The organism is Paraburkholderia sp. GAS32 (assembly GCF_050434225.1).
Classification (GTDB): Bacteria; Pseudomonadota; Gammaproteobacteria; order Burkholderiales; family Burkholderiaceae; genus Paraburkholderia; species Paraburkholderia madseniana.
The window spans coordinates 254,994-268,527 of sequence record NZ_JBNPVS010000005.1 but is presented as its reverse complement, the minus strand read 5'-3'; the positions used below and the strand labels follow the sequence as shown (position 1 = coordinate 268,527).

10 protein-coding genes and 1 tRNA gene are annotated in these 13,534 nt (G+C 64.0%); 5 read left to right on the top strand and 6 right to left on the bottom strand.

What is annotated here, in order from left to right; translation table 11 throughout:
- Positions 1-152 precede the first annotated feature (152 nt).
- Both P3T25_RS08755 and P3T25_RS08750 read left to right on the top strand, forming a co-directional pair.
- Positions 153-1,298: a glycerate kinase gene (locus P3T25_RS08755; protein WP_171925723.1), complete on the top strand. Its 1,146-nt coding sequence runs from the start codon at positions 153-155 to the stop codon at positions 1,296-1,298.
- Positions 1,299-1,361: 63 nt separating this feature from the next.
- Entirely contained in the window at positions 1,362-1,814 is a 453-nt protein-coding gene (locus tag P3T25_RS08750; RefSeq protein ID WP_154563151.1) for a MarR family winged helix-turn-helix transcriptional regulator, read from the top strand.
- A gap of 162 nt (positions 1,815-1,976) precedes the next feature.
- Here P3T25_RS08750 and P3T25_RS08745 read toward each other — a convergent pair whose 3' ends face one another.
- Together P3T25_RS08745 and P3T25_RS08740 are read right to left on the bottom strand one after the other, a co-directional pair.
- Positions 1,977-3,500 carry a DUF3999 domain-containing protein gene (locus tag P3T25_RS08745; RefSeq protein WP_429357900.1) on the bottom strand — a complete coding sequence of 508 codons (1,524 nt, stop codon included), beginning with the start codon at positions 3,498-3,500 and terminating at the stop codon, positions 1,977-1,979.
- On the bottom strand, positions 3,497-6,922 hold the full coding sequence (locus P3T25_RS08740; protein WP_429357899.1) for a DUF2339 domain-containing protein: 3,426 nt from the start codon (positions 6,920-6,922) through the stop codon (positions 3,497-3,499). The genes P3T25_RS08745 and P3T25_RS08740 overlap by 4 nt, the downstream gene beginning before the upstream one ends.
- Positions 6,923-7,436: 514 nt before the next feature.
- Here P3T25_RS08740 and P3T25_RS08735 point away from each other — a divergent pair.
- Entirely contained in the window at positions 7,437-7,730 is a 294-nt protein-coding gene (locus P3T25_RS08735) for a hypothetical protein (protein WP_429357898.1), read from the top strand.
- 112 nt (positions 7,731-7,842) lie between these two features.
- Here the strand turns inward: P3T25_RS08735 and P3T25_RS08730 are convergent.
- Positions 7,843-7,929: transfer RNA gene (locus P3T25_RS08730), tRNA-Leu, on the bottom strand.
- A 219-nt stretch (positions 7,930-8,148) separates the two neighbouring features.
- On the opposite strand from P3T25_RS08730, the gene P3T25_RS08725 reads away from it, so the two are divergent.
- A complete protein-coding gene (locus P3T25_RS08725; RefSeq protein WP_168435810.1) occupies positions 8,149-8,973 on the top strand; it encodes a squalene/phytoene synthase family protein in 825 nt (274 codons plus the stop codon).
- 53 nt (positions 8,974-9,026) lie between these two features.
- Here P3T25_RS08725 and P3T25_RS08720 read toward each other — a convergent pair whose 3' ends face one another.
- The 3 genes from P3T25_RS08720 to P3T25_RS08710 all read right to left on the bottom strand — a co-directional run bounded on the left by P3T25_RS08720 (position 9,027) and on the right by P3T25_RS08710 (position 12,527).
- Positions 9,027-10,244: a DUF1501 domain-containing protein gene (locus P3T25_RS08720; RefSeq protein WP_266238937.1), complete on the bottom strand. Its 1,218-nt coding sequence runs from the start codon at positions 10,242-10,244 to the stop codon at positions 9,027-9,029.
- Between the two features lie 127 nt (positions 10,245-10,371).
- The gene (locus P3T25_RS08715) at positions 10,372-12,012 is read right to left on the bottom strand and encodes a DUF1800 domain-containing protein (RefSeq protein ID WP_429357897.1); all 1,641 of its coding nucleotides are present in this window, start codon (positions 12,010-12,012) and stop codon (positions 10,372-10,374) included.
- Between the two features lie 182 nt (positions 12,013-12,194).
- The gene (locus tag P3T25_RS08710) at positions 12,195-12,527 is read right to left on the bottom strand and encodes a hypothetical protein (protein WP_154563167.1); all 333 of its coding nucleotides are present in this window, start codon (positions 12,525-12,527) and stop codon (positions 12,195-12,197) included.
- Between the two features lie 229 nt (positions 12,528-12,756).
- Here P3T25_RS08710 and ompR point away from each other — a divergent pair, with 229 nt between their 5' ends.
- Positions 12,757-13,491: a two-component system response regulator OmpR gene (ompR, locus tag P3T25_RS08705; RefSeq protein WP_006048917.1), complete on the top strand. Its 735-nt coding sequence runs from the start codon at positions 12,757-12,759 to the stop codon at positions 13,489-13,491.
- Positions 13,492-13,534: the final 43 nt, after the last annotated feature.

Genomic DNA, 13,534 nt, shown 5'->3' with positions numbered 1-13,534 from the left:
CCGCACGCCCCTTCACGGACAATCCCGGCTATGCCATTCGACATATTCAGTCGGCGCGCCCATGCTGATAAGCTTACGGACGCGCTCGGGGCTGCGCCCGCATCTGTTCAATTCACCCGCCCTCGCAACGACTCCAACCATTCAGAGACATCATGCCGAATTTGCCGTCCTCGCCTGTCGTCGTCATTGCTCCCGATTCCTTCAAAGGTTCGCTCAGCGCGGAACAGGTCGCACAGGCGATTGCGTCCGGCATCCAGCGCGCCCGGCCGGACGCCAGCGTGCGCATCTGTCCGATGGCCGACGGCGGGGAAGGCACGCTCGACGCCATGCTCACGAGCGGCGGCGAACGCCGCAAGCTGAGCGTGCGCGGCGCGGCCGGTCCGGTGCGTGAAGCACTCACCGGCCTGCTTGCGGATGGCAGCGCGATCATCGAAACGGCGGAAATCGTCGGCATTACCGATCCGGTCGGCATGGGCCTACCGGTCGAGGCGCGCAGCACGCGCGGTATGGGCGAAGCGATTCGCGCGCTGCTCGATGCAGGCGTGCGGCGCTTTTTCGTCGCGCTCGGCGGCAGCAGCACGAACGACGGTGGCGCCGGCTTGCTGGCCGGCCTCGGGCTGAAACTTTTCGACGCGCAAGACAAGGAACTCGACGCTACACCTGAACAACTCGCGCGCGTGGCGCGCCTCGACGTGTCGCAACTTGATGCGCGCCTCGCGGACACACAATTCGTCGGCATGTCGGACGTGGATAATCCCCTGACCGGCGATCACGGCGCAACTGCGGTGTTCGGTCCGCAAAAGGGTGTGAAGCCGGAACAGGTTGCCCCGATCGACGCCGCCCTCGCCCGCTTCGCCGATCTGCTCGAGGCCGCGCTAGGGCGCTCGGCACGCGACCAACCCGGCGCGGGTGCGGCCGGTGGCCTCGGCTTTGCGCTGCACATGCTCGGTGCGCAGTTCGAGCCGGGCGCGGAAACCGTCGCGCGCCAGATCGGCCTGGACGCAGCGCTTGAGGGCGCGAACTGGCTGATCACCGGCGAAGGCCGCTCGGACGTGCAAACGCTGCACGGCAAGGCGCCGTTCATTGCTTGCCGTCATGCGCAGGCCGCGGGCGTACCGGCGACGCTGCTCTCCGGCGCGGTCGACTCCGCGGCGCTACCGCGCCTCGCCGAATACTTCAGTGGCTGCTTCTCTCCGGCTCCGGGGCCGATCACGCTCGAGGTTGCGATTCGCGACGCGGCGCGTTTGCTGGCGGACGCGGCCGAACAGTTGACGCGCCTGAAATACGGCGCGCGTTGACCGACGGAACGGTTGCGGCAACAATCACAGCGCCACGACCGCGCCACTCATCACGGGAAGACAATGAAGGCCTCCGCCAGAACCGGACTCGAACAGTTGCTTACGTACCGTCTGCATGTCCTGAACAAACTCGCCGAGCGTGGCATCAGCGAGCGCTATCAGGACAAACTGGGCGTGACATTGCCTGAAGCAAGGGTGGTTGCGTCGGTGGGCTCGTTTGGACCGTTTTCGATCATGGAACTGGCGCGGCACGCCAACCTCGACAAGAGTCAGGCGAGCCGTGCGGCTGAGGCGTTGATCAAACAAGGACTCGTCAAGCGCGAACCGAGCGCCGAAGACGGGCGCGTCGTGCTGGTGTCGCTAACCCCTGAAGGCCGCGCGCTCTATCGCAAGGTGATGCCGATCGCGCGTAAGTGGAACGGGGATATGTTCGACTGCCTCGACGAACAGGAAAAACTCGCGTTCGGCGGGGCGCTGGACAAGATCATCAACACGATGTCGGAGCGCGAGGAGTAAGTAACGGCGCGCGCAGCCGCGGCGTGCCCGCGCCATGCAATCCTCTGGCGCCGCGCGATCGCTCTGTGCGGCGCGATTCCGCGACTGCAGTGCAGCCCCTCGGCACGTTCCAATTGCTCGGCTTCTTGCAATCCTCTACGCCGAAATACGCCCGCACCGAAGTCACTTCTTTTCGGTGCTTTGACCGTCAGCGCTGGCGGTGCCTGCGTCCTTGGCTGTAGCGCTCGCCGCGCCTGACCCGCCGAGCGCATCGCCTGCCAATCCGCCGGCGCCGGCCGCGCCACCCACTCCACCGCCGCCATCGGCCACTCCCCCAGCCTGAGCCCCGGCCTGCCCCTGAGCGCCACGCGCAAGCCGCCAGGCGATCGCGCCGAGCGAGCCGACGGCCAGCAACAAAGCGGCCCACAACATATAGCGCCGCATCGCATCGGGGTCTTTGCCCGATGACTGCGCATCAGCCTCCTGCCCAACGGGCAGTTCCTCACCCAGCCGCGCCGCCACGGCAACCGACGAAGCGCCCATCAGCAGATCCGCCCGGCTCACCGCCGACGACACCGCAGCAGCACTCCCCACCGCCAGCGTGAACGGCTCAGCGCCGCGCGCGACGAACGTGAGCGTCGCCGGACGCCAGCCCGCGGCGACGGTCAACGCGCCGCTTCCCAAACCGCCATTGCGGGTGTCGACCACCACGCGCCATTGACGATCCGTGTCGGGCGCCATTTCAAGCGATGGATTGCTTTGCTCCACCGTGCCATTGTGCAAGCGGAACAGCGTCGCGCTCGATACCTCTCGCCACGCTGTCTCCAGACCCGAGCGCGAATAGACGACGGCCGGCGCCACGGTATTCGGCTGTGGGAGATTCAGGCGCAAACGATCGACGGGATAAGGCCCGCCGGTCTCGAAGAAATATTCGCCGGTTTTCGGCCCCGGGCGAGCAACGATACCTTCGCGCCATTGCCGTTGCATGTCTGCGCGCTGCGCCGCGCCGGCGCTGGCCACCTGCGCCTGAGCGTCGATCGATTCGACATACGGCGCGCCGTCGAGCCAGTGCAAGCGCAGATAACGCGCGCGCATCCCGTTGAGTTCGATGCGATCCTGGCTCAGCGTGCTGCCGTTGTAGCTGACCTTGAGCAGTTGCGCCTCGCCCGCGGGTTGCCAGTTGCGCAGATCGTCACTCGACTCGACGCTGACGCGCCCCTGGTAATTGTCGTCACGCACATGCACGACCAATGCCTCGACCCGAGCTTCGCCCCGCGCCTCGCGCGTGACGTCGATCAGGTCGGTGTCATGTTGTGCGCGATCGGGCGGCGCTGACGTTGCCCGCAGCGATCCGTCGGCGGCAATCGTCACGCCGAGTGGCGCACCGGTGCTGCCGGAAGCGGCGGGCGGCAAGGGAAACCAGTGCACCGGCCGCAATGTGGCCGGTGCGCGGGCCGACTCACGTGGCGCGTCGAGCGAATAAGGCACAGGTTCGCTGGCGCCATTGAATACGCGCACATCACCGAGATCGTTGCGCTGGCTGGCAGCGTAGACGGCAGCCGGGAGCGTCACGCTGTAATAAGCGGCGCCGCTTTCGAGTTCGAGCGCAAAACGCTGTGCAAAACGATCGGCCGCAACGGACGCCGTCGATACCCACACAGACGAGATCGCAAGACACCACCCCGCCGCTATCAAGACACGCTTCATTGCTCAGTTTCCAGAACTGCCGCTTTGGGCGGCAACGGCGAGAAGTAGCCGATCAGCAGCAGCATCAGGCCGATACCGATGAACGACACGATCCGTTCGATACCCGTCACGTGCGACAAATCGAACAGGAACAGCTTGACGACGGTCACCGCCAGCAGGCCGCCGCCGATGAACCAGAATATCCGGCTGGCCCGGCGAGTTGCCCAGATCATCATAGCCAATGCGCAGACTGTCCAGAACACCGATATCGAAGCCTGCACGAGCATCGAGCGTGACATCTCGTCGAGCTGATACGGCACGCCGATCCAATGATGCAGCGTGCGCAGCAGCATCGCGTTGAGCCAGATGAATCCGGTCACGCCGACCGCCACCTGCAACGGCACACGGTATTCGCCGACCGGCACACCCAGGCGGCTGATGCGCACGAGCCACAACGCCGCCAGCGCAAAAATCACCGCCTGCACCAGGTCGAGCGGATTGAGCAGCGGCAGCCGCGCCCACGCGCCGCCGTCCTGAGTCAGGTTGGCATAGAACGTCCACATCCACATCACCTGCACGAGCGGCGTCGATGCGATCGCGCACAAGCGCACAATACTGTCGCGACGCGCGAGCCACAGCCCGGCAAATGCAAACGCGCTCCAGCCGACCAGAAACACCTGCTGGAAATTGAACGACGCCAGCACCGCATCGACATCGTACGCCGCATGGAAATGATGATGCAGCGTGCGCAGCAGCAATGCGTTGAACCATAGGAACAGCGTCGCGAGCACTGCGTAGTCGAACGCTCGCGGATGCCAGTGCACCCCGAGTGCGCGCAGCCGCCGCAGCCACACGGCGCAGGCGACGAACGCGAGGATCTGTGCGACATCCAGCGGATTGAGAATCGGTAGCCAGAAGAGCGGCGCGGCGCTACCGTCGCTCGTCACGCTTGCGATGCTCCACACCCACAGCAAGGCGGCGAGCGGCGCCGCTGCCCACACCTGATAAGCCGTTACGAAACGCGCGACCGGCCAGCGCAAACGATGCCCGACGCCCGCCACCAACAGCAGCAGAATGCCGAAGCCATAAGCCCACGCACTCCAGCTCCATGCGCCTTCCGGCACGTAGGCGCGCAAGCCCCAATAGCCTTTGAGCGCGATGAGCGCGCCGGCTGTCCAGAACATCAGTGTATGAAGCGGCGCAAGCACACGATCGCCGACGTCGCGCTGCTGACGCCACAGCAGCGAGTAGGCGGACGCGGCGACGACCGCGCAAACCAGCCAACCGTAACCACTGACCGGCGCCATGCTCAACATGAACAGACTCAACATCAGCAGAGCGAGAACCGGTACGAGCGCCAGCGCCGGCAGTTCGGCGAGCGGCCAACGAAGCTTGCGGCGCGCGCCGTGCGCGAGCCACGCTGTCAGAACGGCGAACAGCGCGACGACGGCAGTCTCGAAACGATCGCGATCATATGCAAGATGCGCCTGCGCGTACGCGTCGATTTCGTGGAGACCGCCAGAGACCCACCACAACAACCCCCACACGCCGGCGACAAGACCGATCTGCGGCATCCATGCATGCCACGCGCCCGCCTCGCTGCGCCCATGCAACCGCCATCCCGTGAAGATGCCCGCGACCGCGATCAGCACGCTCGCGATGTACGCGCCGTTGAGCACCGGCCAGGCATGCGCTGCATCGATCTGCGCGAGCGTGCCGACCACATACGCGCCCGCCGCGGCCAGTTGCATCAGCAAGCCGAAGCCGAACGCGATCAGGCGCCGCTGACGCACAGCGAGCCAGGTGATCGCGGCGCCTTCGATTGCCCAGGTCGCGCTCGTGGTCGGTCCGGTGAAAGCAAGCGGGACAGCGAGCGTGGCGAAGATCACGGCCAGCGCGAGCATGGCTTCGAACATCATGCCGAGGTGCGCGCGCCGCCGCGCCAGCCAGCCCGCGATCGCGAGGTAGAACGCGGCCAGCGCCACCGCGCTCCACGCGAGACCGAATTCGGTGCCTTTCATCATCGCCGCTTGCAGACCGATCGCGACGAGCGGCGTGCCGAACACCAGCGTGCCGTCGACGTAATGCTTGAGCGCGACCTCGCGGCGCACCGCATAGAGCAACGCGATGCCGACATACATCAGGAAGAACAGGATCAGGAACGGTTCGGTGCTGGCAAGCAGCTCGGGCCGGTAAGCCGTCGCGCCCCATGCGGCGCCGATCGAAAACGTGAACACGAAGCCAAGCAGGTTCAGAGGCCGCCACGTCTTGAACCACGCGATTGCGAAAATGCCCGCGTTGAGCAGCGCGTAGTAGCTGAACAGCATCACGTGACTGCCGCCGCCCGTCGAGAGGAGTACCGGTGCGAGGAAACCGCCTGCGCTGCCCATGAAGGCCAGCGACGACGCGTTCTGCCGCACCGCCAGAAACGCGCTCAAGCCGCAGATCGCGATCATCAACGGCAAGGCTGCGCCCGCCGGCAGCAGATGGTAGAGCCTGGTTGCGGCGAACACGGTCATATAGAGCACGCCGACGCCACCGCCCTGCAGGATCAGCCCGTAGGCGCCGCGGCGCTCGCCGATGCGCCAGCCGAGTCCGATCAGCACGGTTGCCGCAAGCGCAACGCCGGCGAGGCGGAATTCGATCGGCAGCAGGCTGTTGTCGGCCGCGTATTTGAGCAGGAACGCAATGCCGAAGAACAGCACGATGATGCCGACCCGCACAACCGTGTTGCCGCCAAATAGCCAGTCACGGCCACTTTTGAAGAGGCGTTCAGCGAGACCGGGACCGCGCGGTGGTGCTGGCGGGGTTTGCGCTGGCAGAGGGTCGGTGGAAAGCGCTGGCCCGGCAGGAGGCGACAACGGCAGAGGCGATCCGGCGGACGGCGGCAACGCCATTGGGCTGAGTGACTCAGCATTCAGCGTGCTCGATGCGCTCGGTTCGCTTGACGCGGGCATACCGGCCATCGCGGGCGGCGTAACCGCGCTGGCGCTCACCGTCGAGCGTACGGCTGCCGGCTGCGTAGGCGTTGCCTGAAACTCGCGATGCGGCTTCTGCCCCGCCGCGGGCGGCATCGCGTACGAACGCGGCACGACATTGGCCGGACGCAGTTTGAACGTCGCGGGCTCACCATCCGCGCTTTCAGTCACCGATGCGCCGGTGACGCTGGCCCGCAATTCGTGGATCTCGCCGCGCAGAGCGACGATCTCGCGCTCAAGTTGCTCGACGCGCGCGGCCAGTTCGCCGGATGGGCTCAGGATATCGGCCGTAACAGGCTTGGACGCTGGTTCGTTCGCGATGCCCGGGCGCTTCTTTTGCAGCAGACGTGCGAGCGCAACCCCGGCCACTCCGCCCATCAACGCACCGAAGCCGATCGAGAAATCGTTCGACACGGCGGCGATTATCCCGACCACCACGCCGATCACGGCAAATATCACGCTCATCGCATCCCTCTTTTATTGTCTTCTGTTGCGAGATCCATTTGTCGCCCGGATTAATCCGAGAATATCGCGTCAGCAATACGGCGAAAATCGGCGCGCAGAATACCACGCAAAGCGCGCTTTCGAGCCATCGAGCGAGCGCAGTCGAATCGTCACGCTTATTTGCTGATGCATATCGGTTTTTCCCAACTTTGCGCGCTTGTTTCCCCAGATTAATCCGCCGGCGGGTAGGCACGAGCGTATAGCGTGCATTAACAATCTACGCAATATGGGTGACAACGGATAGCACCCGATCTCAGGCGCAACTCGATGGGCACACCGATTACATGGACAAATCCGGCAGCGGTGCCCAACTCCATATTGCTTAATAGCCTGACCGCGCTGAAAACCATCGTCACACTTCGAACACGGCAGACCCGGCGAGGCAGCCGCGTTCGCGGCAACCCGCCAACCATGTCAAAATTCGGGATCGGCCACCAGGCCTTCAGTCACCCCCATTTCATCCAGGGAAGCTTCAGTGGACATCAACAAACAGGTAGCGGCCCTCACCGCCTCGGAACTTCAAACCGCCGGCGCGAGCCAGGCGACGGCGATCGCCGTCAGTGTGCTGCTGCGTCATCTGCGCTCGCCTGAGCTGGCAAAACTGTTGTCATCGTCGTTCGAAAACCACCAGGCGGTCATGCTGCAAACGCCGTGGCCCGATCAGATGCTGCAGGCGTTCGAATCGACCCGCCGCTTTCTCGAAGGCGCCGTGCAAGCCGAGTTGCCAGGCACGCAAGCCGAAGCGCAACCGCCAGCACCGGACGCTTGAGCGCAGCCGGGCACGCAAGGCCTGGCGCGAAGTCACACGAAAAACAAAAAACCCCGCCAGTCCAAAGACTTAACGGGGTTCTCTGCTTAACGGGTTCTCTACTACACAGGGATGGTGCGAGGGAGGGGACTCGAACCCCTACACCCTTGCGGGCGTCAGGACCTAAACCTGGTGCGTCTACCAATTTCGCCACCCTCGCAGCCGGGCAAAGCGCTGTGCGTTCTACCCGATGTCCTGCATGCTCACGGCCGCGTTAAAACCCGCGCCCGAAAGCGTAAGCGCGAGATTCTAACCGATTGATTCGCACTTGTCTGCATTTGCTCGTGCATCGCCCCGCGGGGCGTCGATGCTACAATTTTTGGCTAAACGCACGCACACCGTGCCCCTGTTCGCCTGCCCTTCCCCACATTCCTATCCCGTGAATTTCGACGAATACTGCCACCAGAAAGCGGCGCCGCCCGGATCGAGCACTTACTATGCGCTTCGGCAGGCGTCCGCGGCAAGCCAACCGCTCCTGACCGCGCTGTTCGCGCTGCGTCGCGAGTTCGAGGAAACCGTTAAGGAAACCAGTGATCCGGCCATCGGCCGCACCAAACTCGCGTGGTGGCAAAACGAGCTCGCCGCACTGGCTTCGGGTTCACCGTCACATCCGGTTTCCAAGGCGCTGGCGGCTTATCTGCCTAACGTCGAGGCCGAATATCCCGAGTTGCAGGCCTTGCTCGCCGGTTTCGAAATGGACCTCGACCAGGCGCGCTATCTCGACTACCCGAATCTGCGGCGCTATGTGCAAGGCGTCGGCGGCACCTTCGCGTCGCTGGTCGCGCGTGCTACGGCGAAAGACACCGCGCAGGCGTCGAACTGGTCCGCGCCGCTCGGCGAGGCACTGCAGCTTGCGCAGTTCGTCGCCGAAACCGGCAATGATGCGCGCCACGGCCGCATCTATATTCCGATCGATGAAATGCAGCGCTTTAACGTCACCGCTGCGGATCTGATCAATCGGAAATACTCCGATGCGTTTACCGAGCTGATGCGCTTCGAGACCAAGCGGGCGCGCGACGCGTTGCAAGCAGCGCTCGCTGCCATGCCCGCGAATGAGCGCCGCTCGCAGCGCACGCTCGTGGCGCAGGCGGCACTTGCCTTGGCGCTGCTGGATGAAATCGAACGTGACGGCTATCACGTGCTGCATCAGCGCATTGCGTTGACGCCGATCCGCAAACTCTGGATCGCGTGGCGCGCGAGGTAAGCGGCGGACGCAACGGCCGCCAGCTCATGCTGATGAGCCAACGCCGTCCATCATCAGACGCGCAGTAACGGCAGCGGCTCGAACCGCTGCTGCAGGATCGCAGACGCGTCGAGTCCCCACCACGGCCCGAGCACGGTCGCGTAGAGTTGCTGAAAATCGACGCCGACCGGCAAGTTGCCATTGCCATCGAGCCGCGCGAGCACCGGCGGCACGCCGTACAAACCGCCCCGCACTCGCCCGCCCATGACGAAATGCGGCGCCACGGTGCCATGGTCGGTGCCGTTGCTCTGATTCTCACGCGGGCGCCGGCCAAACTCGGCGTACGTCATCACCAGCGTCTCGTTCCAGCGGCCGAGTTCCATCAGCGCCGACTTCATCGACGCAAACCCATCGGCCAGTTGCTTGAGCAACGCCGCCTGTTGACCCGGCTGGTTCTGGTGCGTATCGAAGCCGTTCAGCGTCAAACGGATCACCGCGACGCCCTGCCCGCTCTTCGGCTGGCCTTGCGGGGTATTTCCAGCCGCGAGCACCTGCATCGCCGTCTTGATCGAACCGCCGAATGCGCCACCGGGAAACACCGTCTTCAATTGCGCCTGACCTTGCGTGGGACGCAGACGATCGGCGGCTTTCACGATGTCGTTCTCGACGTCGAGAATGTGCGCCAACTCCGGATTGCGCTCGTGCAGCGACACCGGCGTGACGAGGCGCGAAGCCTTGACGAACTGCGCCGGATTGACCAGCGCAATCGCGCGTGCGCCGTTGGCGAGCGGTCCCATTTCGGCACTGCCGATCACCACGCCGTCGGCTGCAAAACCCGCGGGCACCGGCGCCTGCGCGAACGCACGTGTGAGCCAGCCCTCGCGCAGATATTGATCCGAACGCGACGCGGTGTCCCAGATCTCGATCGAGCGGAAATGCGACAGGTTCGGCTGCGCGTAGCTGACGCCCTGTACGATCGCCAGTTGCTGGCTCTGCCAAAGCGGCATCAGCGGCTGCAACGACGGATGCAGCGCGGTACGCTCGTCGAGCTGGATTGCCTGCTCGCGTTTGATGCCGATGTTTTTACGCAGCTGATAGTAAGTGGGATCGGCAAACGGAATCACGGTATTCAAACCGTCGTTGCCGCCCTTCAGTTCGACGAGGATCAGCAGGTTGCCGTAACCTCGATTCGTTGAGCCGCCCACTTCTGCCGCCAGCGCACCGAACGCGTGTGGCAACCACAGCGTCGCGCCGGCGGCTGCGCCCATCGAGAGAAAGCTGCGCCGTTTCATCCTGCACCTCGTTCGATTGTCATGGCGCGTGTCGTGCCGCCGTCGACGGATCGTTTATTTGCGCTGCTCATCGGCGTTACACGGATGAGCAGCTCAATTCCGTCGCCGGTCCGCGCTGCTCACTTCCTCACTTCAATTGATAAGCCGGGTCCATCAGCAACGCCTCCAGATAAGCGCTGGCGGTCGAATCGGTTTCGATCGCGTCGACCGGTGTGAGCGGCAAGACCGCGTGCTGCAACTGAAGCTCCGCCGACAGCCCCGGCTTCGCCGTCGGCGCTGTGTTGTAATGCGCAAGCCACGTGTCGATGTCAAAGCGTACGCCACCCTGGCCGACCGGGCCGACACGCGCCATCGCGTGCTGCATCGGCGGACTCGCCTGCATGTTGCCTGGTGCGCCACTCGCCGCGATCTTTGCCCCTACCGGATTGTTCATGCGCTGCGGACGGGCGGTTTCAGTCGCGCGAAACAGTTGCTCGACGAATTGCTTGCGCGCCAGCAGCGTCGAGCTATTGATCCATATCGTACCGCCCGGCCATCCTTTGACGTTCGGCGGGTAGAACAGGTTCTCGCCGAGCGTTCGGATCTGCGCGGCGAACGGTGCCGTGTTGTCGTAGCCGATGTCGAACGCACGCAGTGTCCCAACCACGAATTCAACCGGCGATTTCACGAGGACGCCGCGATCGCCGTCGTCCCAGAACGCGTCGCTCATGAAAAGGCCGCGCAGCACGACCTTGATATCGTAGTGACTCGCGCGGAACTGCGCGGCGATCGGCGCGATGCGAGCGGGGTCCGGTGTATCGGAGACGAACTCGCGCCACAGCTTGGTCGTGACAAAAGTCGCGGTCTCCGGTCGCGCAAGCAGGATGTCGAGCACCTGATCGCCGTCGAACGGCCCGGTTTGACCGAGCACGGTCTTGTCGCCATCGTCGTGCTGGTTGGCGCGCCACACGTACGCCTGGGTGTCGGGATCGAGGCTCCACCCGGTGTAGGCACGCGCGGCTTCCGATACGTCGCGTTGTGTGTAGTGCCCTTCGCCCAGCGTGAACAGCTCCATCACTTCACGCGCGAAGTTTTCATTGGGCTTGCCCTTGCGATTGCTCGCGCCATCGAGGTATTGCAGCATCGCCGGATCTTTCGCGACGTCGTGCAACAGTTCGCCGAAGTTGCCGAGCGCGTCACGGCGCAACAGCATGTTTTGCTGCGCCATCTGCTGCGGATACTGGACCTTGTCCTGGCCGGACGTGAAGTGGTTGTGCCAGAAGAGCGTCATGCGTTCGGTCAGCGGCGACGGCGTGCCCAGCATCTCGCGCACCCACCACGCGCGTAATAGTTCGTAACGCTGGCCGCGCAGCCGCTGCTCGTCGCGACGTTGATCGTCCGTCCATGTCTTGCGAATGTCGCGCGTCGGGACCGGTTCGAGCACCCACTCCGGCAGCGGTGTGACAGCTTCGGTTCGGGCTGTCGCGAGCACCTTGTCCACTGCCTGCTCGCGTGTGAGGCCAACGTATTGCGCGACCTCGCCACTATCGGGCGCAAAGCCGACGCGCGTCAGGAAGAAGCGGGCGTCGTCGGCGTCGAGGATGTCCTCGTCGGCCACGGAAACGGCAGACGCGGCAGACGGCGCGCGATGCTTGTTATGGGGAGCATGAGAGGTAGGGGCGCCCTGCTGCACGGCCGGCGCCGGTGCACACCACGTCACGGCCACTAACGCCGTGGCCATGACTGCCAGCCAGCGCGCATCTTTACCGCCTGTCAGCACTTTCATCATCGGTCATCCGGTTGCGGGGCATCACGGAAAGGCATTCGCGCATGCGAAACGCGCTGTGCTCTGGCAACTCAACGGCAGATGGAACGGGAAAGTTGACGGGGGAAGTGCAACGAAATCTTTCACGCGCGGAGAAACAGCGACCGGCGGGCGACCGGCATGCCCGGGAGCAGGCACGAAAATAGCTACCGTTTATAGAGCTCGCGGACAGCGTCTTCGATGTGCTGCCGTAACAGACGCCGTTCGTCGGGCGTCATATGACCATCACGACGGCGTTGATCGAGATCGGGGGGAACTGCGGTGCGCAACATCACGTCTGACGCAGGGCGGTCGTTAGTGACGCTGGGGTTGCGGCGACTCGCTTTGGAATTAGGCAGTTTTGGCGTACGTTCGCTTGCAGCTCTGTCGGCCGAAGGCTGGGCGTGGGCGAGCGTTGGTCCTAGTGTGCCTGCAAGCGTACCGGCAATCGCCAGTGCAATTACGCTCAGGCGCACATTCGGCCAAACCCCTCCCTTCATGTTGTTCCCTTCGTGGCGCGGCAACCGGCTACCTCAAATGCGTATACAAACCCCGGTAGCGAGCCGGGTGCGAGAGTTTTAGTCGAGTGAAGTATCCACCGAACAGCCGCATTCAGTAAAGGAGTCTACCTGCCCGTGCTTTACGTCGTGCCACAGTGCGGGTAAATTTTGTAACTGACTGTAACCCGATAAATGATGCAACCGCGCGCTACTTTCTAATCGCGCTAAGATGCCGACCATGGAAACCAAAAACCCTTCGAAAATCCTCGTCGTCGACGACGATCCGCGCCTGCGCGATCTGCTGCGCCGCTACCTCGGTGAACAGGGCTTCAATGTCTACGTTGCCGAGAACGCGCCGTCCATGAACAAGCTCTGGGTGCGTGAGCGCTTCGACTTGCTGGTGCTCGATCTGATGCTGCCCGGCGAGGACGGCCTGTCGATCTGCCGCCGCCTGCGCGGCAGCAACGACCGCACGCCGATCATCATGCTGACGGCCAAGGGTGAAGACGTCGACCGTATCGTCGGCCTCGAAATGGGCGCCGACGACTATCTGCCCAAGCCGTTCAACCCGCGCGAACTGGTCGCGCGGATTCACGCAGTGCTGCGCCGGCAATCGCCGTCGGAGTTGCCAGGGGCGCCGTCCGAAACCACCGAGGTGTTCGAGTTCGGCGAGTTCGCGCTGAATCTGGCCACCCGCACGCTCACCAAGGCCGGCCAGGAAATCCCGCTGACCACGGGTGAGTTCTCGGTGCTAAAGGTATTTGCGCGTCACCCGCGTCAGCCGCTGTCGCGTGAAAAACTGATGGAACTGGCGCGCGGCCGTGAATATGAAGTGTTCGACCGCAGTCTCGACGTGCAGATTTCGCGTCTGCGCAAGCTGATCGAACCGGATCCGGGCAGCCCGCGTTTCATTCAAACCGTCTGGGGCCTCGGCTACGTGTTCATTCCTGACGGTGCAGCCTGAGTTTGCGCTCACCTCCTGTCGACCAGAGTTGGCGCTTTAGCGC